This window comes from Antribacter soli (genome assembly GCF_021568775.1).
GTDB lineage: Bacteria > Actinomycetota > Actinomycetes > Actinomycetales > Cellulomonadaceae > Antribacter > Antribacter soli.
Map to the genome: position 1 here is coordinate 85138 of NZ_JAKGSG010000050.1, position 21615 is coordinate 106752.

Annotated in this window: 23 protein-coding genes; 22 read left to right on the forward strand and 1 reads right to left on the reverse strand. The window is 73.6% G+C overall.

Annotation, left to right across the window (positions count from 1 at the left end; all coding sequences use genetic code 11):
- From ffh to L1785_RS18175, 14 genes are all read left to right on the forward strand, one after another.
- Nucleotides 1–1623: a signal recognition particle protein gene (gene ffh / locus L1785_RS18110; RefSeq protein WP_236090690.1), complete on the forward strand. Its 1623-nt coding sequence runs from the start codon at nucleotides 1–3 to the stop codon at nucleotides 1621–1623.
- A gap of 132 nt (nucleotides 1624–1755) precedes the next feature.
- Nucleotides 1756–2877, forward strand: coding sequence for an amidohydrolase family protein (locus tag L1785_RS18115; RefSeq protein ID WP_236090691.1), 1122 nt, complete (start codon nucleotides 1756–1758; stop codon nucleotides 2875–2877).
- A 249-nt stretch (nucleotides 2878–3126) separates the two neighbouring features.
- On the forward strand, nucleotides 3127–3546 hold the full coding sequence (rpsP, locus tag L1785_RS18120; RefSeq protein WP_236090692.1) for a 30S ribosomal protein S16: 420 nt from the start codon (nucleotides 3127–3129) through the stop codon (nucleotides 3544–3546).
- Nucleotides 3546–3785: an RNA-binding protein gene (locus tag L1785_RS18125; protein WP_236090693.1), complete on the forward strand. Its 240-nt coding sequence runs from the start codon at nucleotides 3546–3548 to the stop codon at nucleotides 3783–3785. Before rpsP ends, L1785_RS18125 begins: the two co-directional genes overlap by 1 nt.
- Before the next feature lie 206 nt (nucleotides 3786–3991).
- Complete coding sequence (rimM, locus tag L1785_RS18130) at nucleotides 3992–4648, forward strand: ribosome maturation factor RimM (protein ID WP_236090694.1); 657 nt, start codon at nucleotides 3992–3994, stop codon at nucleotides 4646–4648.
- Nucleotide 4649: 1 nt separating this feature from the next.
- A complete protein-coding gene (gene trmD, locus L1785_RS18135) occupies nucleotides 4650–5438 on the forward strand; it encodes a tRNA (guanosine(37)-N1)-methyltransferase TrmD (protein ID WP_236090695.1) in 789 nt (262 codons plus the stop codon).
- A gap of 238 nt (nucleotides 5439–5676) precedes the next feature.
- On the forward strand, nucleotides 5677–6030 hold the full coding sequence (gene rplS / locus L1785_RS18140) for a 50S ribosomal protein L19 (RefSeq protein ID WP_236090697.1): 354 nt from the start codon (nucleotides 5677–5679) through the stop codon (nucleotides 6028–6030).
- A gap of 228 nt (nucleotides 6031–6258) precedes the next feature.
- Entirely contained in the window at nucleotides 6259–7053 is a 795-nt protein-coding gene (lepB, locus tag L1785_RS18145; protein ID WP_236090699.1) for a signal peptidase I, read from the forward strand.
- Nucleotides 7050–8006, forward strand: a complete 957-nt coding sequence (gene rnhB, locus L1785_RS18150; protein ID WP_308113371.1) for a ribonuclease HII — start codon at nucleotides 7050–7052, stop codon at nucleotides 8004–8006. Before lepB ends, rnhB begins: the two co-directional genes overlap by 4 nt.
- Nucleotides 8003–8302, forward strand: a complete 300-nt coding sequence (locus tag L1785_RS18155) for a DUF2469 domain-containing protein (RefSeq protein ID WP_119137991.1) — start codon at nucleotides 8003–8005, stop codon at nucleotides 8300–8302. The genes rnhB and L1785_RS18155 overlap by 4 nt, the downstream gene beginning before the upstream one ends.
- Before the next feature lie 218 nt (nucleotides 8303–8520).
- A complete protein-coding gene (locus tag L1785_RS18160) occupies nucleotides 8521–8907 on the forward strand; it encodes a YraN family protein (RefSeq protein WP_236090700.1) in 387 nt (128 codons plus the stop codon).
- On the forward strand, nucleotides 8908–10440 hold the full coding sequence (locus L1785_RS18165) for a YifB family Mg chelatase-like AAA ATPase (RefSeq protein WP_236090701.1): 1533 nt from the start codon (nucleotides 8908–8910) through the stop codon (nucleotides 10438–10440).
- Nucleotides 10433–11803, forward strand: a complete 1371-nt coding sequence (gene dprA / locus L1785_RS18170) for a DNA-processing protein DprA (protein ID WP_236090702.1) — start codon at nucleotides 10433–10435, stop codon at nucleotides 11801–11803. The genes L1785_RS18165 and dprA overlap by 8 nt, the downstream gene beginning before the upstream one ends.
- 167 nt (nucleotides 11804–11970) lie before the next feature.
- On the forward strand, nucleotides 11971–12924 hold the full coding sequence (locus L1785_RS18175; RefSeq protein WP_236090703.1) for a tyrosine recombinase XerC: 954 nt from the start codon (nucleotides 11971–11973) through the stop codon (nucleotides 12922–12924).
- 11 nt (nucleotides 12925–12935) lie between these two features.
- Here the strand turns inward: L1785_RS18175 and L1785_RS18180 are convergent, their stop codons facing one another.
- Nucleotides 12936–13577: a M23 family metallopeptidase gene (locus L1785_RS18180; RefSeq protein ID WP_236090704.1), complete on the reverse strand. Its 642-nt coding sequence runs from the start codon at nucleotides 13575–13577 to the stop codon at nucleotides 12936–12938.
- Between the two features lie 168 nt (nucleotides 13578–13745).
- Between L1785_RS18180 and L1785_RS18185 the strand changes: the two genes are divergently transcribed.
- From L1785_RS18185 to L1785_RS18220, 8 genes are all read left to right on the forward strand, one after another.
- The gene (locus L1785_RS18185) at nucleotides 13746–14384 is read left to right on the forward strand and encodes a YoaK family protein (RefSeq protein ID WP_268915449.1); all 639 of its coding nucleotides are present in this window, start codon (nucleotides 13746–13748) and stop codon (nucleotides 14382–14384) included.
- Between the two features lie 338 nt (nucleotides 14385–14722).
- Complete coding sequence (rpsB, locus tag L1785_RS18190) at nucleotides 14723–15670, forward strand: 30S ribosomal protein S2 (protein WP_236090707.1); 948 nt, start codon at nucleotides 14723–14725, stop codon at nucleotides 15668–15670.
- A 96-nt stretch (nucleotides 15671–15766) separates the two neighbouring features.
- Nucleotides 15767–16609, forward strand: coding sequence for a translation elongation factor Ts (gene tsf / locus L1785_RS18195; RefSeq protein WP_236090708.1), 843 nt, complete (start codon nucleotides 15767–15769; stop codon nucleotides 16607–16609).
- Nucleotides 16610–16958: 349 nt separating this feature from the next.
- Entirely contained in the window at nucleotides 16959–17684 is a 726-nt protein-coding gene (gene pyrH, locus L1785_RS18200) for a UMP kinase (RefSeq protein ID WP_236090709.1), read from the forward strand.
- A gap of 88 nt (nucleotides 17685–17772) precedes the next feature.
- The gene (gene frr / locus L1785_RS18205) at nucleotides 17773–18330 is read left to right on the forward strand and encodes a ribosome recycling factor (RefSeq protein WP_236090710.1); all 558 of its coding nucleotides are present in this window, start codon (nucleotides 17773–17775) and stop codon (nucleotides 18328–18330) included.
- 605 nt (nucleotides 18331–18935) lie between these two features.
- Nucleotides 18936–19733 (forward strand): phosphatidate cytidylyltransferase, encoded by a 798-nt coding sequence (locus L1785_RS18210; RefSeq protein WP_236090721.1) that lies wholly within the window; start codon nucleotides 18936–18938, stop codon nucleotides 19731–19733.
- Nucleotides 19734–19855: 122 nt separating this feature from the next.
- Nucleotides 19856–20950 carry a dual-specificity RNA methyltransferase RlmN gene (gene rlmN, locus L1785_RS18215; RefSeq protein WP_236090722.1) on the forward strand — a complete coding sequence of 365 codons (1095 nt, stop codon included), beginning with the start codon at nucleotides 19856–19858 and terminating at the stop codon, nucleotides 20948–20950.
- A gap of 5 nt (nucleotides 20951–20955) precedes the next feature.
- Nucleotides 20956–21498 carry a DivIVA domain-containing protein gene (locus tag L1785_RS18220; protein ID WP_236090711.1) on the forward strand — a complete coding sequence of 181 codons (543 nt, stop codon included), beginning with the start codon at nucleotides 20956–20958 and terminating at the stop codon, nucleotides 21496–21498.
- Nucleotides 21499–21615: the final 117 nt, after the last annotated feature.

Genomic DNA, 21615 nt, shown 5'->3' on the forward strand with positions numbered 1-21615 from the left:
GTGTTCAACTCCCTGTCCGACCGGCTTACCTCGACGTTCAAGAACCTGCGCACCAGGGGACGGCTCTCCGAGGCGGACATCGACGCCACCGTGCGCGAGATCCGCCGGGCGCTGCTCGACGCGGACGTCGCGGTGTCCGTGGTGCGCGAGTTCACGGCCGCGGTGCGCGAGCGCGCGCTCGGGTCCGAGGTCTCGGGGGCGCTGAACCCGGCCCAGCAGGTCGTCAAGATCGTCAACGAGGAGCTCGTCGAGATCCTCGGCGGCCAGACGCGCGCGCTGACGTTCGCCAAGGTCCCGCCGACCGTCATCATGCTCGCGGGCCTCCAGGGTGCGGGCAAGACGACCCTGGCCGGCAAGCTCGCGCTCGCGCTCAAGGAGCAGGGCCACACGCCGCTGCTCGTCGCGGCGGACCTGCAGCGCCCCAACGCGGTCAACCAGCTCGCCGTGGTGGCCGAGCGCGCCGGCGTTCCGGTGTTCGCGCCGCACCCGGGCAACACGAGCGCCGTCGACGACGCGATCGTGGACGGCGACCCCGTCGCCGTCGCACGTGACGGCGTGGCCACCGCGAGGGCACGTCAGCACGACGTGGTGATCGTGGACACGGCCGGCCGTCTCGGCATCGACGAGCTGCTCATGCGCCAGGCGGCGGACATCCGCGCCGCCGTCCAGCCGGACGAGGTCCTCTTCGTCATCGACGCGATGATCGGCCAGGACGCGGTGAACACGGCCAAGGCGTTCGCCGACGGCGTCGATTTCACGGGCGTGGTGCTGTCCAAGCTCGACGGCGACGCGCGCGGTGGCGCGGCTCTGTCGGTCGCGAAGGTGACCGGCCGGCCGATCATGTTCGCGTCCACGGGCGAGAAGCTGACGGACTTCGAGGTCTTCCACCCCGACCGCATGGCCTCCCGCATCCTCGACATGGGTGACGTGCTGACCCTGATCGAGCAGGCGGAGCGCGCGTTCGACTCCGAGCAGGCCGCGAAGATGGCCGAGAAGGTCGCGACGGGCCAGGACTTCACGCTCGCCGACTTCCTCGTGCAGATGCAGCAGCTCAAGAACATGGGCTCGATGAAGAAGATGCTCGGCATGCTGCCGGGCATGGGCCAGATGCGGGAGGCGCTCGACTCGTTCGACGAGCGCGAGGTGGACCGCATCGAGGCCGTCATCAGGTCGATGACGCCGGCGGAGCGGGACAACCCGAAGATCATCAACGGCTCGCGCCGCGCGCGCATCGCCCGCGGTTCGGGCACCACGACGACGGCCGTCAACCAGCTCCTCGAGCGGTTCGAGGGCGCGCAGAAGATGATGCGCCAGATGTCACGCGGCGGCGGGCCCAACGGGATGCCGGCGCTGCCCGGCGGGCCGGGCATGGGCGTCGGCAAGAAGTCGCGCGGCAAGCAGCAGCCGGCCCGGAAGGTCAAGGGCAAGTCGGGGAACCCGGCGAAGCGGGCGGCGCAGGAGCGCGAGGCGCTCGAGCGTGCTCTCGGGGGCCCGGCCGCCACGCCTTCGGCACCCGGCTCGGCCTTCGGGGTCCCCGCGGGCGGCGAGCGCGAGGCCGACGGCGCACCTGACCTGAGCAACCTCGAGCTGCCCCCTGGTCTGGAGAAGTTCCTGGGCCGGTGACGGTGCGGTGACCCGGGCGTCATGTCCGGGTCACGAGCAACGGGTATCTTCCTGGTGATACCAAGGTGCAGGTGAGGAGACCGCCCGGCGACGCGACGTCGTCGACTGTTGTGCTGTTCTGCTGGGAGGACCATGTCCGCGCTGGAAGGCCCGTCCGTGCACGTGCGCGGGCACGTCCTGCTGGGTGACGACCGCGAGGCGGGCGAGCTGTGGGTGCGCGAGGGGCGAGTGACCCTGACGCGCCCGTCCGCGCCAGGCACGTACATGCGCGTCCTCGAGGGCTGGGCGCTGCCGGGGCTCGTTGACGTGCACTGCCACGTGGGGCTGGACGCCGAGGGCGCCATCGCGCCCGAGGTCGCGGAGAAGCAGGCGCTGGCCGACCGCGATGCCGGAGTGCTCCTCGTCCGCGACGCCGGATCCCCGGCCGACACGCGGTGGGTCCAGCAGCGCGGCGACCTGCCGCACCTCCTGCGCGCGGGCCGGCACATCGCCCGGCCGAAGCGGTACCTGCGCGGCTACGGGCTCGAGATCGAGGACCCGCAGACGCTGCCCGAGGTGGTGCGGACGGAGGCGCGGCGCGGCGACGGCTGGGTCAAGCTGGTCGGCGACTGGATCGACCGCTCGCTCGGCGCCGACGGTGACCTCCGGCCCCTCTGGCCGGACGACGTGCTCGCGCAGGCCGTCGAGGTGGCGCACGCCGAGGCGGCGCGTGTCACGGTGCACGCGTTCGCCGAGGAGACGATCCCCGGCCTCCTGGCCGCCGGCGTCGACTCCATCGAGCACGGCACGGGCATGACGGCAGCGCACATGGCGGCCGCCGCCGCGGCGGGCGTTCGCGTGACGCCGACCCTGCTGCAGGTCGCGCAGTTCGAGTCGATCGCGGCCCAGGCCGAGAGCAAGTACCCCGTGTACGCGGCGCGCATGCGCGCCATGCACGCCCGCCGGTACGAGCAGGTGCGCGCGCTGCACGAGGCCGGCGTCCCGCTGCTCGTCGGCACCGACGCCGGCGGCACCATCGCGCACGGACGTGTCGCGGACGAGTGTGCCGAGCTGGTCGCGGCGGGCATCCCCGCGGCCGACGTCGTCGCCGCGGCCTCCTGGCGGGCGCGCGAGTATCTGGGGTTCGGCGGCGTCGTCGAGGGGTCGTCCGCCGACCTGGTCGTGTACCCGGCGGACCCGCGCGAGGACATCGAGGTGCTCCGGCACCCGACGGCGGTCGTGCTGCGCGGCGAGGTCTACGACCTCACGCGCTGAGCGCCTCTGCGCCCAGGTGGTCGATCCGTCCGCGGATGTGATCGGTCTCTCGCCCTCCGGGCTGACGGGCCGACCGCTTCGGCACGATCGCGGTTGGTGGGCCCCTGCCCGGTCTGGCACAATGACCGGGTACTCGGCGTGCCCAGGCCCCTCTCTCCTGTGCCCGTCGTGTCCCGACCCCCTCCCTCCGCTCCGCCCCACGATGCGGCGGGCGCGGGTCATCCTTCCAGAACCAGGAGAGACCACTTCGTGGCCACCAAGATTCGCCTCAAGCGCCTCGGCAAGATCCGTGCGCCGTACTACCGCATCGTCGTCGCCGACTCGCGCACCAAGCGCGACGGCCGCGTGATCGAGGAGATCGGCAAGTACCACCCGACCGAGGAGCCGTCGCTCATCGAGATCACGTCGGAGCGCGCCCAGTACTGGCTCGGCGTCGGCGCGCAGCCGACCGAGCAGGTGCTGAACCTCCTCAAGATCACCGGTGACTGGCAGAAGTTCAAGGGCCTGCCGGGCGCCGAGGGCACCCTGCGCGTCAAGGGCGAGAAGGCCGACGCCGCCTCGGCGATCGAGGCCGTCGCGCTCGAGGCCGAGAAGGCCAAGGCCCGCGCCGCCGAGAAGGCCGCCGCCGCTCCCGCCGCGGAGCCGGCCGCCGAGGGCGACGAGGCCTGATGCTCGCCGAGGCCCTCGAGCACCTGGTGCGCGGCATCGTCGACAACCCGGACGACGTCCGCGTGTCCGCGAAGACGCTGCGCCGGGGCGACCTGCTCGAGGTCCGCGTGCACCCGGACGACCTCGGCCGAGTCATCGGTCGCGGCGGCCGGACGGCACGTGCCCTGCGCACCGTCGTCGGCGCGCTGGCGACCGACGGCCCGGTGCGGGTCGACGTCGTGGACGTCGACCGGCGCTGAGGCGCCGGAGCGTCGCACCCGCTGAGGCGCCGGAGCGTACACACCCGAGGCGAGGCCCGGTCCGCTGCGGACCGGGCCTCGCTCGTTCGAAGAGCCCGTTCCCGGGACCCGCGGGCGCCGCGACCATGTAGTTGTTCATCTTCCGGCGCTCAGGACGTGAACAGGTACCTGGTCGCGAGGCCCGGACGGCAGCACTAAGGAGAGACATGCAGCTCACGGTCGCGTTCGTCGGGCGCGCGCACGGACTCAAGGGCGAGGTGGCCCTCGACCTGCGCACCGACGACCCCGAGTCGCGGCTGGCCGTCGGCGAGGTGCTGGCCACGGTCCCCGCGTCCGCGGGGCCCCTGACGGTGCTGCGCACGCGGGTCCACCAGGACCGCTGGCTGGTCACCTTCGCCGAGGTGACGGGCCGGACGGCGGCCGAGGAGCTGCGCGGCGTCGAGCTCGTCGTCGAGGCGGACGCCTCCGACGAGGAGGACGCCTGGTACCCGCACGAGCTCGTCGGCCTGCGGGCCGAGCTCACCGACGGCACCCTCGTCGGGAGCGTCGCGGCGCTCGAGCACCTTCCGGCGCACGACGCGCTGCTCATCGAGGAGACGGGCGGCGAGCGCACGCTCGTGCCGTTCGTCCACGCGATCGTCCCCGTCGTGGACGTCGCGGGCGGTCGCGTCGTGCTCGACCCGCCGGGCGGGCTCCTCGCCCGCGACGCGGAGAACGCGATCATCGACCGGCCCGAGCCGGAGCCGACGCCGGGCCCGGCGCCGTCCCCGGCGTCGGCTCCCGAGGCCGGCGCGACAGGTACGCCCGGGCGACCCGCCCGCGCCGGCGACGGGGGTTCCGGTCCGGACGCGGTGGAGGACTGACGTGCGGATCGACGTCGTCACGATCTTCCCCGACTACCTGGCGGCGCTGGACCTGTCGCTCGTCGGCAAGGCCCGGCGGACCGGCCTGCTCGACCTGCGCGTCCACGACCTGCGCGACTGGACCACCGACCGGCACCGCACCGTCGACGACACGCCTTTCGGCGGCGGGGCCGGCATGGTCATGCGACCCGACATCTGGGGTCGTGCGCTCGACGACGTCCTCGGCGGCCCGCCGGCGCAGTCGCGGCTCGTCGTGCCCACCCCGTCAGGGGAGGTGTTCACGCAGCGGCACGCCGAGGCCCTGGCCGGCGAGGAGCACCTGGTGTTCGCCTGCGGCCGGTACGAGGGCATCGATGCGCGGGTCGCCGAGCACTACCGGGCGGCCGGCGTGCCGGTCAGCGAGCTGTCGATCGGCGACTACGTGCTCAACGGCGGCGAGGTCGCCGCGCTGGTCATGATCGAGGCGGTCGCGCGGCTGGTCCCCGGCATGGTGGGCAACCCCGAGTCGCTGGTGGAGGAGTCGCACGGCGCGGCCGGCCTGCTGGAGTACCCGGTCTACACCAAGCCGCCGGAGTGGGCCGGGCTCGAGGTGCCCGAGGTGCTGCTCTCCGGCCACCACGGGCGGGTCGAGCGGTGGCGTCGCGACGAGGCGATCACGCGGACGTCGGCCCGGCGGCCGGACATGATCGAGGCGCTGGACCCCGCCACGCTCGACAAGCACGACCTGCGGCTCCTGGCCGAGCTCGGCTGGGCAGTGGCGGACGGCCGCCTGGCCCGGACCCCGGCCTGACCCGCTGCGCCGTGTGACGCGGCACCCGCTCCACCGACAGCGAGGAAGGGGGGCGGGGTGTGGCAGAATGGTGCGACGGTGCGCCGCCGGTCAGGTCTCTGCCACAGGGGACGACCGGGACCTTGTTCGCAGGGCCCCTCGACCGTGCTCCATGCCGCACCAACCTCACCTGACGTTCCGGACCGCTCACGCGGGCCACGAGATTCGCGCCTGACCTGTGGCAGGCCGGAGAGAAACGATGCAGACTCTCGACTTCGTCGACGCAGCCTCGCTGCGCTCGGACATCCCCAGCTTCCGCCCCGGCGACACGCTCAAGGTCAACGTCAAGGTCGTCGAGGGCAACCGCTCTCGCGTCCAGGCGTTCCAGGGCGTCGTCATCCGCATCCACGGCGGCGGCATCGGCGAGACCTTCACGGTCCGCAAGATCAGCTTCGGCGTCGGCGTGGAGCGCACGTTCCCGCTGCACGCTCCGACCATCGAGTCGATCGAGGTCGTCACCCGCGGTGACGTCCGTCGCGCCAAGCTGTACTACCTCCGCAGCCTTCGCGGCAAGAAGGCCAAGATCAAGGAGAAGCGCGACCGCACGGCCTGAGCCTGCTCGCCCCGATCGCACGACGGACCGGTCACCTTCCGTACGGGAGGTGACCGGTCCGTCGTCGTACCGGCTGGTCGCTCGCGAACGGCAGTGTGGGTGGTTTCGTCAGGAGACTGTGCTGCTCGGGTGGGTCGTTTCGCCCTGGCCCCTCCGGGGTGGAAGAGTGACCCCGTGATGATGAATTCCGACAGCGTGGCGCAGACCGCCCCGAACGAGGGGAATCCCGTGACCGACGCAGATCCGTGGGCGGCATCCGCCCAGGAGAGCCGCCAGGAGGACCCTCGGGCGGAGCGGTCGGGCGGGTTCCTGGCGATGCTCAAGGAGACGGCGATCATCGTCGTCAGCGCGCTCGTGCTGTCGTGGATCATCAAGTCGTTCCTGGTGCAGGCGTTCTTCATCCCGAGTGCCTCGATGCAGGACACGCTGGAGGTCGGTGACCGCGTGATGGTCTCCCGTCTCACGCCCGGCCCGTTCGACCTGCGTCGCGGCGACATCGTCGTCTTCAAGGACCCGGGCGGCTGGCTCGGCCCCTACGTGCCGCCGGACCGCGGCCCCGTGGGCAACGCGATCACGTCGGGCCTGACGTTCGTCGGCCTGCTGCCGCAGGACACGGGCGAGCACCTCATCAAGCGCGTCATCGGCCTGCCCGGCGACCACGTGGTGTGCTGCGACGCGGAGGGCCGGGTGACCGTGAACGACGTGGACCTGACCGAGACGTCGTACATCGCCCCGGGCTCGGTGCCGAGCCAGGACCCCTTCGACACGGTCGTCCCGGAGGGCATGCTGTTCGTCATGGGTGACAACCGCCAGAACTCCCAGGACTCGCGCTACAACACGAGCAAGCCCGGCGGCGGTTTCGTGCCGGTGGAGAACGTGGTCGGCGCGGCGTTCGCGACGGTGTGGCCGTTCGACCGCGCGACCTGGCTCTCCAACCCGTCGGAGGTGTTCGAGTACGTGCCCGACGCGGACGACGCGAGCGCGCTCGGCCTCGTCGTCCGCCGGGAGGAGGCGGCGCTGTGACGTCGACCGTGCCCGACGCCACCGCGGCCCGCGCACGCACGACGCAGCGTCCGACCGCCGGTGAGGCTGCCCGCCCCGCTACCACCCGTCGCCCGCCGACCCTCCGCCAGGAGCGCGCGCTCCTCGCCACGGGCGCTCGACTGGTCGCGGGCATGGACGAGGTGGGCAGGGGCGCGCTGGCCGGGCCGGTGAGCGTGGGCGTCGCCGTGGTCGACGCCGCCACCCGGACGGCTCCGAAGGGTCTGGCGGACTCGAAGCTGCTCACTGCCGCCGCCCGCGAGTCGCTCGTGCCCGCGCTGCGGCGGTGGGCGGTGGCGTACGCGGTGGGTCATGCGTCGTCGGCCGAGATCGACGAGCACGGCATCATCGCTGCCCTGCGCCTCGCCGGTCAGCGGGCGCTGGCCCAGGTGCGTGAGGCGTGCGGCGACGTCGACCTCGTGCTGCTGGACGGGTCGCACGACTGGCTGACCAGCCCCGGCATGGACCTCTTCGAGGCGGCGGGGGTCGCGGCGCCCGCGCCGGGGGACGCGCCCGGGGGCGGCGCGGAGCGCGAGCCCGTCGTGCGCACCATGGTCAAGGCCGACCTGCGCTGCGCGTCCGTCGCGGCCGCCAGCGTGCTCGCCAAGGTGGAGCGCGACGGCATCCTCACGCGGCTCGCCGCGGAGCACCCGGCCTTCGCCTGGGACCAGAACAAGGGGTACAGCGCTCCGGCGCACATGGAGGCGCTGCGGCTGCACGGGCCGACCGAGCTGCACCGGCGCTCGTGGAGCCTGCCCGGGGTCGCGGCCGAGGCGTTCGAGGAGCTCCTCGACGAGGGCGTCCTCGACGAAGAGCTCCTCGACGAGGTGACGGAAGCGGCCGGGGCGACCGGCGTCGAGCAGGCCGTCCTCGTCGAGGTGCCCGACGCCTCCGGGGCGGAGCGTTTGCGGCTGGATGGGATGATGACGACGTGAGCGCCGAAGACCTCGAGAACTACGAGACCGAGATGGAGCTCGCGCTCTATCGCGAGTACCGCGACGTGGTGGGCCTGTTCTCGTACGTGGTGGAGACCGAGCGTCGGTTCTACCTCGCCAACCAGGTGGACCTGCAGGTCAGGTCCGCCGCGGGCGAGGTGTACTTCGAGCTGCGGCTCGGCGACGCGTGGGTGTGGGACGTGTACCGGTCCGCCCGGTTCGTGAAGTCGGTGCGCGTCGTGACGTTCAAGGACGTCAACGTCGAGGAGCTGGCCAAGGCCGAGCTCGCGCTCTGAGGCGTCCGGCGGGCCTCCGCTGCCCGACGCCGGTCGCTCGCCCCGGGCGTGCGCGTCGCCTCGGCATGTTGCCCGGCCGGTCCTTGCAACCCTGATCGTGGTGGTGCCGGGTCGGGAGCCCGACCACAACGAGGCGATCGCGGTACCTGTGCACAGGCCGTCGCCGGGACCCCGCACGGCTCCTCCTGCGTGACCGAGGGTGGTCACGGAGGTGAGCGATGCGCGCGAAGGACGGCGTCGGGAAGTACGGCGAGAGAGTGGCGGCCCGGCATGTGGCCGCTCGTGGCTGGCGACTGCTCGACCGCAACTGGCGGGGGAAGAGCGGCGAGCTCGACCTCGTCGCGGTCGACGGCGACGTGCTCGTGGTCGTCGAGGTGAAGACCCGGCGGGGAACGAGGTTCGGGCACCCGGCGGAGGCGGTGACACCGCGCAAGCTGGCGCGGCTGCGCACGCTCGCAGGCCAGTACCTCACACATCATCGCGAGCGCTGCGCCGAGGGCGCCGACCTGCCCGTGCGGTTCGCGGGCGTCCGCATCGACGTGGTCGCGGTGACGCTCCCGGGGGCCGGGGCGGCCGTCGTGGAGCACCTCGAGGGGGTGGTCTGAGTGGGCCTCGGCACGACGCTCGCGGTGTCCCTGGTGGGCCTCTCGGGGCACGTCGTCGAGGTGCAGGCGCACCTGGCGGCGTCCGTCCCGGGGTTCACGATCGTCGGGCTGCCCGACGCCGCGCTGAGCGAGTCGCGAGACCGCGTCAAGGCCGCCGTCACGTCGACGGGGCTCCCGTGGCCCGTCAAGAAGATCACCGTCAACCTGTCGCCCGCCTCGCTGCGCAAGCACGGCAGCGGGTACGACCTCGCGGTGGCGGTCGCGATCCTGGCCGGGGCGGGGACGATCGCGTCGGCCGGGCTCGAGCGGATCGTGCACGTCGGCGAGCTGGGGCTCGACGGGCGCGTCCAGCCCGTGCGCGGCGTGCTGCCGGCGGTCCTGGCGGCGGTGCGCGCCGGGTATCGCGACGTCGTCGTGGCGGCGGGCGACGCGGAGGAGGCGCGGCTCGTGCCGGGTGCGCGTGTGGTCGGCGCCGCCAGCCTGGCCGAGGTGATCGCGCTGCACGGTGGCTCGGCCGACCTCGTGCGGGAGGTCGAACCGGTCCGGCGGCCGCAGCCGACCTTGCCGCCCCGGCCGGAGGCGGACATGTCGGACGTCCTCGGGCAGCACACCGCTCGGGCGGCGCTCGAGGTGGCGGCGGCGGGCGGGCACCACCTGCTGTTCGTCGGGCCCCCAGGTGCGGGCAAGACGATGCTCGCCTCGCGGCTGCCCGGGATCCTGCCCGACCTCACGGACGCGGAGGCCGTCGAGGTGACCGCCGTGCACTCCGTCGCCGGGACGTTCGACCCGGCGCGCGGGCTCATCCGCAGGCCGCCGTTCGAGGCGCCGCACCACACGGCGACGCCCGCGGCCGTCGTCGGTGGAGGGACGGGCGTGCCACGCCCCGGAGCGGCCTCCCGGGCCCACCGGGGCGTCCTGCTCCTGGACGAGAGCCCCGAGTTCCAGCCACGCGTCCTCGAGACGCTGCGGCAGCCGCTCGAGCACGGCGAGCTCGTCATCCACCGGTCGGGCGGCGCCGCCAGGTACCCGGCCCGCTTCCAGCTGGTCCTCGCGGCCAACCCGTGCCCGTGCGGCATGGCGGTCGGGAAGGGGACCGCGTGCACCTGCTCCGTGACCGCGCGGCGCCGGTACTTCGCCCGGCTGTCCGGGCCGCTGCTCGACCGGGTCGACGTCCAGGTCGAGGTCCTGCCCGTCACTCGCGCCGACCGGGAAGGCGGGCCCGGGGAGCCCACCGCCGTCGTGGCGGCCCGGGTGGCCGGAGCGCGGGCGGCAGCCCGGGCACGGCTCGCGGCGACGCCCTGGACCACGAACGCCGAGGTACCAGGCCGGTGGCTGCGCGACCTGCTCCGGCCCCGGGACCGCATGCTCGGCGCCATCGACGCGGCGCTCGACGCCGGGACCCTGAGCCTGCGCGGCGTCGACCGGGTGCTGCGCGTCGCGTGGACCCTGGCCGACCTGGCGGGGCACGACGCACCGACGGTCGCAGACATGGGGCAGGCGCTCCTGCTCCGCACGAGGGGGCACCATGGCTGACGCGCTGTTCGAGCTGGCCGGTGCCGGTGCCGGTGCGGGTGCTGGCGCCGGGCCGGGTGCCGGTGCGGTGGCCCGGCTCCGGTTCGACCCCGCGGACCCGGTGCTCGCGCGTGCCGCCTGGAGTCGTCTCTCCGAGCCCGGTGACGTCGTGGCAGGGGCGCTCGTGCAGGCGCTCGGCCCGGTCGAGGCGCTCGACTGGCTGCTCGACGCCGTGCGCTCGCCCGAGCGCGCCGCCGCCGCGCTGCGGCGGATCGGCGGCGTGGCCGTGCCTGTCGGGGCACCCGCGGACGCGCCGGGGCGGATCGTGCCGCGCCCGGCCGGCCAGGCGTCGGTGGACGGCCAGGCGTCGGTGGCCGGCGCGACACGGGAGAGGGGCGGGGCTGCGGCTGCGCTGCTCGCGGCCGCGCGTCGCTGGGGACCGCGTGTCGCCGTGCTCGACCCGGCCCGTGACCTCGAGGTGCTCGACCGGTACGCCGGAACGTTCCTCGCGCCCGGTGATCCTCGGTGGCCGACGGGGCTCGCCGACCTCGGGCCGGGTGAGCCGCTGGCCCTGTGGGTCCGCGGCCGGGCCGACCTCCGCGTGCTCACCGAGCGGTCCGTGGCGGTGGTCGGATCGCGGGCGTGCACGGAGTACGGCACTCATGTCGCGACCGAGCTCGGGTCCGGGCTGTCCGACCGCGGGTTCACCGTCGTCTCCGGGGGCGCGTACGGGATCGACGCCGCCGCGCACAGGGGGGCGCTCGCTGCGGGCGGACGGACCATCGCGTTCCTCGCCGGCGGGGTCGACCGGCTCTACCCGCCCGGCAACCAGGACCTGCTGCGCCGCCTGACCGAGGAGGGAGCGGTCGTCAGCGAGGTGCCGCCCGGGTCGGTGCCCGGCCGGCAGCGGTTCCTCAAGCGCAACCGGCTCATCGCGGCCGCGAGCGGCGGGACCGTGGTGGTCGAGGCGGCCTTGCGGTCGGGTGCGCTGTCCACGGCAAACCACGCGACCGCTCTTCTGCGCCCGCTCGGCACGGTGCCGGGGCCGGTCACGTCGATGGCGTCGTCCGGCTGCCACGAGTTGCTGCGCCAGGGCGCGGCGGTCTGCGTGACGGACGCCGCGGAGGCGGCCGAGCTCGCCGGCCAGGTGGGCGTGGATGCGGCACCCACGCCGATCGGCGAGACACGCCCCGGTGACGACCTGGGTGCCGTCGAGCGGGCAGTCCTCGACGCGCTGCCGGTCCGCAGCCACGCCACGGTGGACGGGCTCGCACGCGTCGCCGGGCTCGCCGTCGGCGAGACGCTCGGAGCGCTCGGCATCCTCGAGCTGGTCGGGCTCGCCGAGCAGCAGGGCGGACGGTGGCGGATGCGTCGGCCCGCCTGACCGCGGTGGCCGGGTACACCGGACGGTGACCCCGCAAGCCCGCGCGGTTCCGTGGGGCCGGCGAGCCACGCGCCGGCTCTGCGGCCAGGCAGGTGCGTCAACCCGAGGCGCGGCACGCCGGGCGTCATCCTGGGGCGAACCCGGACCGGGCGTGCACACTGGCGAACGTGGACCATACCGACCTGTCGGGCTTACCTCGCCTTCCCGCGGACCTGGCCGACGCCGTGCACCGCTTCGGCGTCCACCTCGACGCCCAGCGCGGCCACTCGGCGCACACGCGCCGGGCGTACGTCGCCGACGTGACGGACCTGCTCCGGTTCGCCGTCCGGCACGGGTGCGCGGGGCTTGCCGCCATCGACCTCACGGTGCTGCGCGGCTGGCTGGCCGCGCAGTCCGAGCGGGGGCTGGCGCGATCCACGCTCGCGCGGCGGGGTGCTTCGGCGCGGGCGTTCCTGCGCTGGGCGCACCGGGCCGGGCTCGTGCCGACGGACCCGTCGACGAGGCTCGCCAGCCCGAAGGTGCCGCGCACCCTGCCGACGGTCCTCGCGGTCGACGAGGCCGCCCGGCTCCTCGACACGGCCCGCGCCGCCGCCGAGGCGGCCGACGAGGCGACCGGCCCGTCCGCCCTGCGCACCTGGGTCGCGGCGGAGCTGCTCTACGGTGCGGGCATCCGCGTCGGCGAGCTGGTCTCCGTCGACGTCGATGACGTCGACCCCCGAGAGCGCCTCGTCCGGGTGCTCGGCAAGGGCGGCAAGGAGCGGGTCGTCCCGTTCGGCATCCCGGCGGCGCGGGCGGTGGAGGCCTGGCTGTCCGCCGGTCGCCCGGCCCTCGTCACGGGCGCGAGCGGGTCGGCGCTCCTCGTCGGAGAGCGGGGCGGCCGCTGGGGACAGCGACAGGTGCGCGAGGCCGTGCACCGGCTGGCGGCGCTCGCCGGCGTCGAGGACGTCGCGCCCCACGGCCTGCGTCATTCTGCGGCGACGCACCTGCTCCAGGGCGGGTCCGACCTGCGCGCAGTCCAAGAGGTCCTCGGCCACGCCAACCTCGCGACGACCCAGCGGTACACCCACGTCGACGCGGCACGCCTCCAGCGCGTCTACGCCCAGGCCTTCCCGCGCGCCTGATCCCCGCTCACCTACCCCGATGAGTCCGGCAGCAGCACGATGACCGGCCGGTCCAGCAGCGTCAGCGGGTCGAGGTACCGCTCACCGCGTCGCACGCCCCAGTGGACGCACGTGTCCGGGGCGCAGTGGCTCGCGCCCGCCCCGCCCACGAAGCCGGCTCCCTCGACGCTCGCCACCGGACCGCCCGCCGCCACGGCGGTCCCGACCGGGACGCTCGCCACGACCGGCTCCAGGCTTGACCGGAGCCCGTCCGGGTGGGTCAGCACGACGACGCCCCGCCCGGCCACCTGCCCGGCGAACGTCACCACGCCAGGACCGGGGGAGACCACCGCCTGCCCGGGCGCCGACGCCAGGTCCACACCGCGGTGCCCGGGGCCCCGGTCCTCCTCGGGCGGGTCGAAGTGCCGCACGACCCCGTGGGGCGGGTCGACCCCCGGAACGGGCGGGACGTATCCGGTCGCCTGACCGGCGACGGACGGCTGCCCGCCCGCGCCGAGCGCCGGGGCGGCAGCCGGCACCGGCGCGTCCGCCATCCCTGCGGGCTGGGCAGCCGGCACCGGCGCGTCAGCCACCCCTCCTGACGAGGCAGCAGCCGGCCCCGTACCGAGGGCGAGGACCAGGACGAGGACAAGGGAGCGGACGACGCGTGTCATGCGCCGAGCCTCGCGCGCCCCGGCCCTCGGCGTGGTCCCCCGGGCAGCAGCGGTGGACACGTACCCGGGAACGGCTCCTGTGGTCGGGCTCCCGGCGGCGCCTACCATGGCGCCGTGACCCTCCCCACGCCGTCCCGGCCCGCCCCGGCGACGATCCACCTCACCCTCATGCTCGTGCTCACGTTCACCACGGGAATCGTGGACGCCGTCGGCTACCTGGGCCTGGACCGCGTCTTCACCGCGAACATGACGGGCAACGTCGTCATCCTGGGCATGGCGCTCGCCGGCGGCGACGACCTGCCCGTCCTCGGCCCTGCGCTCGCGCTCGGCGGCTTCTTCCTCGGCGCGATGCTGGGCGGTCGGCTCGTGAACAGGGCGCCTGCCGACTGGGTGCGGGCCTCGACGTGGGCCTTCGGGCTCACGGGTGTCCTGGCCACGGGCCTGGGGCTCGGTTCGCTCGTGAGCCCGCCGGAGGAGGGGACCATCTGGGCGTTCGTCGTGACGGGGGTGCTCGCGCTGGCGATGGGGATCCAGGCGGCGGCCGCGCGGCGGCTCGCCGTGAAGGACGTCACGACGGTCGTGGTGACCTCGACGCTCACGGGGCTCGCCGCGGACTCCCGCCTGGCCGGGGGCACCGGAGCGAGCTGGCCGCGGCGCCTGCTCGCCGTCGCGCTGATCCTTGCCGGGGCGGGCGTCGGGGCCGTGCTGCTCGCCGTGGGCGGCGCCTCGGGGATCGGCGTCGGCATGCTCGTCGCGGGCGTGCTCAGCCTGGTGGTCACGATCGTCGGGCACGTGATCCACCGCTGACGCACGGCCCGCGGACCGCCGGCGCGCCTCACATCCCGCCGGTCACCGCCCCAGGCCTGCTTCGGGTAGACTTTCAGCCGCGACCGGCGTGCGCTCTCCCTCCCCGAATCCGGGGGTGGACCACGCCTGGCCGACGTCGCGCGTCACGTTCTCCCGCACCGGGCAACGGTCCGGGCCCCGCAGGGGTCCGGCGTCCGGGAACGGGGTGGCGCCAGGGGTGTCCGTCAACGAGACGGATGCCGGCAACCGTAACCGCGGCCCCGGGCTCTCGAGCCCAGCGGCCGCCTGAACAGTGCGCGGGCACCGGGAGGATCCTGGCCGCGCCGAAAGGACGTGTCATGGCCGTCGTGACCATGCGCCAGCTCCTCGAGAGCGGTGTCCACTTCGGGCACCAGACCCGCCGTTGGAACCCGAAGATGAAGCGGTTCATCTTCACGGAGCGCAACGGCATCTACATCGTCGACCTCCAGCAGTCGCTGTCGTTCATCGACGGCGCGTACGAGTTCGTCAAGGAGACCGTCGCCCACGGCGGCAGCATCCTCTTCGTCGGCACCAAGAAGCAGGCGCAGGAGCCCGTGGCCGAGCAGGCCGCACGCGTCGGCATGCCGTACGTGAACCACCGCTGGCTGGGCGGCATGCTCACCAACTTCACCACCGTGCACAAGCGCCTCCAGCGCCTCAAGGAGCTCGAGGAGATCGACTTCGACGACGTGGCCGCCTCGGGCCTCACGAAGAAGGAGCTCCTGGTCCTGCGTCGCGAGAAGGACAAGCTCGCGCGCACCCTCGGTGGCATCCGTGACATGGCCAAGGTTCCCTCGGCCGTGTGGATCGTCGACACGAACAAGGAGCACCTCGCCGTCGACGAGGCGCGCAAGCTGGGCATCCCCGTCGTGGCGATCCTCGACACGAACTGCGACCCGGACGTCGTCGACTACGCCATCCCGGGCAACGATGACGCGATCCGCTCCGTCACGCTGCTCACCCGCGTGATCGCCGACGCCGTCGCCGAGGGCCTCATGCAGCGCCACTCCGGCAAGTCGACCGGCACCGAGGCGGAGCCGGCGGCCGAGCCGCTGGCCGAGTGGGAGCGCGAGCTCCTCGCCGGCGCCGAGGCTCCGGCCGAGGTCGTCGCCGGGACCCCGGCCGAGGCCAAGGTCGTCGCGGAGGCCCCCGTCGAGACCGAGACCGCTGTCGAGACCCCGGCCGAGGCCGAGGTCGTCGCCGAGGCTCCCGTCGAGGAGGCCCCGGCCGCCGAGGCCGAGAAGGCCACGACCGAGTCCGAGTGACGGACGGCGCGGGCCGGCTCCGGTAGCCGGGAACGGCCGCCGGACCGGCCCGCGCCCTCACTCTCCACCAGCCAACCAGCACGGAGGACCACCACCATGGCGAACTACACCGCCGCCGACATCAAGGCCCTGCGCGAGCGCACCGGCGCGGGCATGCTCGACGTCAAGAAGGCTCTGGACGAGGCCGGCGGCGACGCCGAGAGGGCTCTCGAGATCATCCGCGTCAAGGGGCTCAAGGGCGTCGCGAAGCGTGAGGGTCGCGCCACGTCCGAGGGCCTCGTCGCCGTCGAGATCGAGGAGACCGCGACCGGCGGCCAGGCCGCCACGATGATCGAGCTGAACTCCGAGACGGACTTCGTCGCGAAGAACGAGAAGTTCATCTCCCTCGCCGAGACGGTGCTCAAGGCCGTCGCCGCTGCGGGTGCCACCGACCTGGAGTCCGCTCTCGCGGCGCCGGTCGACGGCGAGACCGTCCAGACCGTGATCGACACCAACGCCGCCACGCTCGGCGAGAAGATCGCGCTGCGCCGTGTCGCCCGCGTCGAGGGCGAGCGCGTCACCGCCTACCTGCACCGCACCGCGAAGGACCTGCCGCCGGCCGTCGGCGTGCTGGTCGCCACGGACGTCGCGGGCGCCGAGGTCGCGAAGGACATCGCGCAGCACATCGCCGCGATGTCCCCGACGTACCTGAAGCGCGACGACGTCCCCGCCGACGTAGTCGTGAAGGAGCGTGCGATCGCCGAGGAGACCTCGCGCAACGAGGGCAAGCCGGAGGCCGCGCTGCCGAAGATCGTCGAGGGCCGCCTGAACGGCTTCTTCAAGGAGGTCGTGCTGGAGGACCAGCCCCTCGCGAAGGACCCGAAGACGACGGTCGCCAAGCACGTGGCCGGCGTCAACGGCTCGCTCACGTCGTTCGTGCGCTTCCGCGTCGGTTCCTGACGCAACCCTGGTGGCCCCGGGCCCGCGGGGGGGCCGGGGGCGGGCCCCCCCGGACGGGGGGCCGGGGGCGCCCGCCCGGGGGGGGCCGGGCGCCGGCGCCCACCGCGTACGTGCGGCCTTGGCGCTCCGGGTGCCCGACGACGGAGCGTGCCTCGCGTACGGAAGGCGAGCTCCGGCGTCGGCCACCTGAGGTGTGGCGGAGCTGGAGCGAAGCGGGCCGCCCAGGCGGGCGGGCCGTGCGTCGGGCAGGATTTCCCCGGGAGGGCGCAGCCCAGGGCCGGGTGACGAGGACGACGGGACGAGGGGTGGCGCAGCGGTGGACGTGGTAGCGACGCAAGGGACGCGTGCGGTGGACGACCAGGGACGGCCTGCCCGGCGCGTCCTGCTGAAGCTGTCGGGCGAGACGTTCGGCGGCGGGAGCGTAGGCCTCGACGCCGACGTGGTGCGGCGCGTCGCCAAGGAGATCGGCGCGGCGGTCCGGGAGGGCGTGCAGGTCGCGATCGTCGTCGGCGGAGGCAACTTCTTCCGCGGCGCCGAGCTGTCGCAGGCCGGGATGGACCGGGCGCGAGCCGACTACATGGGCATGCTCGGCACCGTCATGAACTGCCTCGCCCTGCAGGACTTCCTCGAGCAGGCCGGCGTGAAGACGCGGGTGCAGACCGCCATCACGATGGGCCAGGTTGCCGAGCCCTACATCCCGCTGCGGGCCATCCGCCACCTGGAGAAGGGGCGCGTCGTCATCTTCGGCGCCGGCGCAGGCATGCCGTACTTCTCCACGGACACGGTCTCCGTGCAGCGGGCGCTGGAGACGCACTGCGAGCTGGTCCTCATGGGCAAGAACGGCGTGGACGGCGTCTACACCGCGGACCCGCGCACGGACCCGTCCGCCCGCAAGCTCGAGCACCTCACCTACACCGACGCCCTGGTGCAGGGCCTGGCAGTCATGGACGCCACCGCCCTGAGCCTGTGCCGGGACAACGACGTGCCCATGCGCGTGTTCGGCCTCGAGGACGAGGGCAACGTGACTCGCGCCCTTCTCGGGGAGCGGCTCGGCACCCTCGTCACGGCCGCCTGACGTCGGTCGTGGCACCGGCCGTGGCGCCGCTGCTGGCAGACTTCCGTAAAGTGACCCCCGCACGACCCAGACCAGGAATGGAGCACCGGTGATCGACGACACCCTCCTCGAGGCCGAGGAGAAGATGGACAGGGCGATCGAGGTCGCCAAGGAGGACTTCGCGGGAATCCGCACCGGGCGCGCGAACGCCGGCATGTTCAGCAAGGTCACCGTGGAGTACTACGGCGCGCCGACGCCGCTGCAGCAGCTCGCCTCGTTCAACATCCCGGACGCACGCACCGTGCTCATCTCGCCGTTCGACAAGGGCTCGATGACGACGATCGAGAAGGCCCTGCGCGAGTCCGACCTGGGCGTGAACCCGTCGAACGACGGCGTCTCGATCCGCGTCGTGCTGCCCTCCCTCACGGAGGAGCGCCGCCGTGACTACGTCAAGCTCGCCAAGACCAAGGCCGAGGAGGCGCGCGTCAGCGTGCGCAACGTCCGGCGCAAGGCCAAGGAAGAGCTGGACCGCATCGTCAAGGACGGCGAGGCCGGCGAGGACGAGGTGACCCGGGCGGAGAAGGAGCTCGAGATCCTCACGAAGAGCCACGTCGAGCAGATCGACCAGCTCCTCGCCGGCAAGGAGAGCGAGCTGCTCGAGGTCTGATGGCCACCCTGACGCGCGCCTCCCGCGAGGGTCCAGGCGAACCATGGCGGGCGGGAGCCCAGAACGTCCTGACGCGCGCCTCCCGCGAGGGTCCAGGCGAACCATGGCGGGCGGGAGCCCAGAACGTCCTGACGCGCGCCTCCCGCGAGGGTCCAGGCGAACCATGGCGGGCGGAAGCCCAGAACGTCCTGACGCGCGCCTCCCGCGAGGGTCCAGGCGAACCATGGCGGGCGGAAGCCCAGAACGTCCTGACGCGCGCCTCCCGCGAGGGTCCAGGCGAACCATGGCGGGCGGAAGCCCAGAATGTGCAGGCCCGGGGTGACTCCGTGAGCGTGTCGAAGCCGACGGGAGCCGGTCGGCCGGAAGGCCCGTCGGGCCGTCGAGCACGAGGGACTGGCAACCGGTCCGGCACGCCCGCCGCAGGCGTCCCCGGAGCGGGTGCCCGCGGCCGGAGCGGATTCCCTGGTGCCGGCTTCCCGGGCGGCGGCTTCCCCGGCGGCACGCCGGGAGGTGGCGCCGGCACGCCCGGTGGTCCCGCTGGTGGCGCTTCCGGTGCGTCCGCATCCGACGGCGCAGCGCCCCGCAAGTCCCGCGCAGGCCGGAACCTGCCCGCCGCGATCGCGGTCGGCCTCGGCCTGCTCGGAATCGTCGCTGCATCCTTGTGGTTCCGGCCGGAGCCGTTCGTCGCCTTCGTCGTGATCGTGATGTGGGCCGCGCTGTGGGAGCTGCGCCAGGCGTTCGCGCGTCGCGACATCCATCTGCCCATGCTGCCGCTCATGGTCGGCGCCGCCGGCATGGAGGTCTCGGCGTTCTTCTCAGGCCCTGAGCAGGGGCCGGAGGCGTTGCTGGTGGCGTTCGTCCTGACGGTGGCAGGCGCTGTGGTGTGGCGCGCGCTGGACGGTTCGGGCTCGGCGGCCGTGCGCGACGCGGCGGCGGGGACGTTCGCCGCGGCGTACCTGCCGTTCATGGCGGGCTTCGTGGTGCTGTTGCTGACGCAGCCCGACGGCGAGATCCGGGTGGCGCTGTTCATCCTGCTCGCCGTGGCGGGCGACACCGGCGGCTACATCGCGGGCGTCATGCTGGGCAGGCACCCGCTGGCCCCGACGGTGAGCCCGAAGAAGTCGTGGGAGGGTCTGGCCGGCTCGGTCGTGCTCGCCACTGCGGTGGGCATCGTCGGCTCGGTCGTCTTCCTGAAGGAGAGCGTCCTGCTCGGGGTGGCGCTGGGCGTGCTGAGCGCTGTGACGGCTCTCATTGGCGATCTCGCAGAGTCGATGCTCAAGCGCGACCTAGAATTGAAGGACATGGGCACACTGCTCCCGGGGCACGGGGGCGTCCTCGACCGGCTGGACTCGCTCCTGCTGACCGCGCCCTTCGTCTACCTCGTGCTCTCGGTGGTTGCCTGATGACTGTCCCTCCCTCCGCCCCGGCCGGGCGCCGCACGCTCCCGGTCGCCGGTGCGCCGGTCCGCGCCGCCGGTCAGCCCGTGGTGCGCCCCGGCGACGAGACGGCCCCGCTCCCGCTGCAGATGGCGCCCCGCCGGCGCGGCAAGCCGCCGCGTCACTTCGCGGACCTGACGCCGGAGGAGCGCGTCGCGTCGGTCGTCGAGGCGGGGGAGAAGCCGTTCCGGGCGAAGCAGCTCGCGACGCACTACTTCACGCACTTCACGAGCGACCCCGAGCAGATGACGGACCTGCCGGCGAGCAGCCGCGCCGCGCTGGCGGAGACGATGTTCCCGCCGCTCATCCGTGCGACGCGGCGGCTCGAGGCCGACGGCGGCACCACGGTGAAGACGCTGTGGCACCTGTTCGACGACGCCAAGGTCGAGTCGGTGCTCATGCGCTACACGCACCGCACCACGCTGTGCGTGTCGAGCCAGGCCGGCTGCGGCATGGCGTGCCCGTTCTGCGCCACGGGCCAGCTCGGCCTGACGCGCAACCTGTCCACGGCCGAGATCCTGGAGCAGGTGCGGGCCGCGTTCCGGTCGCTCGCTCAGGGCGAGATCCCGGGCGGCCCGGCGCGCCTGAACAACCTCGTGTTCATGGGCATGGGCGAGCCGCTCGCGAACTACAAGGCCGTCATGGAGACGGTGCGCACCCTGGTCGCACCGCAGCCGGAGGGCCTGGGCATGAGCGCCCGCAACATCACCGTCTCGACGGTGGGCCTCGTCCCGGCGATGCGCAAGCTCGCCGACGAGGGCATCCCCGTGACGCTCGCGCTGTCCCTGCATGCCCCGGACGACGACCTGCGCAGCGAGCTCGTGCCGATCAACACCCGGTGGTCGGTGGACGAGGCGCTCGACGCCGCACGGCACTACTTCGAGGTCACCGGCCGTCGCGTGTCGATCGAGTACGCGTTGATCAAGGACATGAACGACCACGGTTGGCGGGCCGACCTCCTCGGCGAGAAGCTCAACGCCCGCGGCCGCGGCTGGGTGCACGTGAACCCCATCCCGCTCAACCCGACGCCCGGCTCGATCTGGACCGCGAGCGACCGCTCGGTCGAGGACGAGTTTGTGGCACGATTGCGCGGGCACGGCATCCCGACCACGATCCGTGACACCCGCGGCAGCGACATCGACGGTGCCTGCGGGCAGCTGGCTGCCGAGGAGGACGACGAGTGAGTGGCATGTTCAACAGCGTTCCGAAGGTCCGCACCGGGTACGACAAGGACGAGGTCGACGAGTTCTTCGACCACGCGCGGCAGGCGTACGAGGGACGCACGGCGGAGCGGCTGACGAGCGCCGACATCCAGGCGTCGACCTTCGACCTGGTGCGCGGGGGATACAACACGCACGAGGTCGACGCGGCCCTCGACCGCCTGGAGGCGGCCTTCATCCAGCGTCAGCGGGCAGAGTTCGTCTCCGCGCACGGCCAGCAGGCGTGGATGAACGCGCTCGCCGAGCGTGCTCGCACGCTGTACGGCCGTCTGGGCCGCCCGGACGGGGAGAAGTTCGCCCCCGCCGCGCCGGGCCAGCAGGGCTACGACAAGGACGACGTCGACGACCTGTGCGACCGCCTCGTCGCGTACTTCGACCGCCAGGAGCCGCTCAACGCGGGCGAGGTTCGCTCGGCCGTGTTCGGCCGGGCCAAGGGCGCCGACGGCTACGCCGAGGCCCCGGTGGACGCGTTCTTCAGCCGCGCCGTGGAGGTTCTGCTCGGCGTCGAGTGACGCTCGCCCGGTGCCGTACCGCCGGCGCCGGCGCATTCGCTGTGGGTATGGAAGTGGGGGGGGCGCGCCCCCCCCCCCCGGCCCCCGAACGCAACACCACCCGGGGCAGGAGCCTAG

Excerpts from the sequence above, each read along its gene's own strand:
- L1785_RS18185 (WP_268915449.1), top strand. The coding sequence starts at position 13,746 with ATGCTCGTGCTCACGTTCACCACGGGAATCGTGGACGCCGTCGGCTAC.
- dprA (WP_236090702.1), top strand. The coding sequence starts at position 10,433 with ATGGCTGACGCGCTGTTCGAGCTGGCCGGTGCCGGTGCCGGTGCGGGT.
- L1785_RS18125 (WP_236090693.1), top strand. The coding sequence starts at position 3,546 with ATGCTCGCCGAGGCCCTCGAGCACCTGGTGCGCGGCATCGTCGACAAC.
- rimM (WP_236090694.1), top strand. The coding sequence starts at position 3,992 with ATGCAGCTCACGGTCGCGTTCGTCGGGCGCGCGCACGGACTCAAGGGC.
- L1785_RS18180 (WP_236090704.1), bottom strand. The coding sequence starts at position 13,577 with ATGACACGCGTCGTCCGCTCCCTTGTCCTCGTCCTGGTCCTCGCCCTC.
- tsf (WP_236090708.1), top strand. The coding sequence starts at position 15,767 with ATGGCGAACTACACCGCCGCCGACATCAAGGCCCTGCGCGAGCGCACC.
- L1785_RS18220 (WP_236090711.1), top strand. The coding sequence starts at position 20,956 with ATGTTCAACAGCGTTCCGAAGGTCCGCACCGGGTACGACAAGGACGAG.
- L1785_RS18160 (WP_236090700.1), top strand. The coding sequence starts at position 8,521 with ATGCGCGCGAAGGACGGCGTCGGGAAGTACGGCGAGAGAGTGGCGGCC.
- rpsB (WP_236090707.1), top strand. The coding sequence starts at position 14,723 with ATGGCCGTCGTGACCATGCGCCAGCTCCTCGAGAGCGGTGTCCACTTC.
- L1785_RS18115 (WP_236090691.1), top strand. The coding sequence starts at position 1,756 with ATGTCCGCGCTGGAAGGCCCGTCCGTGCACGTGCGCGGGCACGTCCTG.
- rlmN (WP_236090722.1), top strand. The coding sequence starts at position 19,856 with ATGGCGCCCCGCCGGCGCGGCAAGCCGCCGCGTCACTTCGCGGACCTG.
- rplS (WP_236090697.1), top strand. The coding sequence starts at position 5,677 with ATGCAGACTCTCGACTTCGTCGACGCAGCCTCGCTGCGCTCGGACATC.